The sequence below is a fragment of the Amniculibacterium aquaticum genome, assembly GCF_003852705.1.
Taxonomy (GTDB): Bacteria; Bacteroidota; Bacteroidia; order Flavobacteriales; family Weeksellaceae; genus Amniculibacterium; species Amniculibacterium aquaticum.
Genome location: NZ_REFA01000069.1, coordinates 1 through 1,218, shown reverse-complemented (window position 1 = coordinate 1,218; position 1,218 = coordinate 1). Strand labels below are relative to the sequence as shown.

The window sequence follows — 1,218 nt, the reverse complement described above, 5'->3', positions numbered from 1 at the left end:
CGTTATATGATATGGCTTGAAAACTCTTCATCTATAAAACAACTACCAAAATCGAAACTGACTAAATATTTTGTAAATTTGTGGGCAATCAACGCAATAAAGACAAAATGGACAATAGATTTTCTGACATCATTCAAATTATTAAAAAATCTCGAGCTAATGCTATTAAAGCTGTTAATTCGGAGTTGATTAATTTATATTGGAACATCGGAGAACATATCAGTCTAAAGGTAGAGCAAAGCGAATGGGGGAAGTCCATTGTCAAAGAATTAGCTGATTTTATCCAATCGACAGAACCCGAACTTAAAGGTTTTTCAGACAAAAATCTTTGGAGAATGAAACAATTTTATGAAACCTACAAAGACTTTCCAAAACTCTCATCACTGCTGAGAGAAATTAGTTGGACTCATAATCTGACTATTTTCTCAAGATGTAAAACTATTGAAGAACAAGAATTCTATATAAAGTTAACCAAAAACGAAAATTACACCTCACGTGAATTAGAAAGACAGATTTCAAGCAGTCTTTTTGAGCGAACAATGATTGGGAATTCAAAACTCTCAACATCGCTGAGAGAAACTTCAAATAATCTATCAAATACATTTAAGGATAGTTATGTTTTTGACTTTCTGAATCTTCCTGAAACTCATAATGAAACTGATCTACAGAAAGGTTTGATTAATCAAATGAAAAATTTCATTCTGGAGCTTGGTCGAGACTTTTTATTTATAGGAGAAGAATACAAAGTACAAGTTGGAAACTCTGACTTCTATATCGACCTCCTATTTTATCATCGTGGATTGCAATGTTTAGTCGCATTTGAACTAAAAGCAGACAAATTCAAGCCTGAACATCTAGGGCAACTTAATTTTTATTTAGAAGCATTAGACAGAGATGTGAAACGTCAAAACGAAAATCCAAGCATTGGAATACTACTGTGCAAAGATAAAGATAGCGAAGTTGTAGAATATGCACTTAGTCGTAGTCTCTCTCCTACTATGGTTTCTCAATATGAAACACAACTTCCTGACAAGAAATTATTACAACAAAAATTACAGCAATTATTTGAAGATTAAAATAGCCACATCATATAACGGGCAGTTTTGCAAGAGAGCGGAGAGAGTTCTACGTTTGAAATATTTTAGTATATTTGAAAAGCAGTCCTCGCAAGGAAATTTATACTAATAGTCCGCTCCCTCGCAAAGCTGCCAAAATGTT

Annotated in this window: 1 protein-coding gene; it reads left to right on the top strand. The window is 33.1% G+C overall.

Annotated features, from left to right (window positions below):
* Positions 1-107: 107 nt before the first annotated feature.
* Entirely contained in the window at positions 108-1,076 is a 969-nt protein-coding gene (locus tag EIY84_RS11745) for a PDDEXK nuclease domain-containing protein (protein WP_124643395.1), read from the top strand.
* The last annotated feature ends 142 nt before the right edge of the window (positions 1,077-1,218 follow it).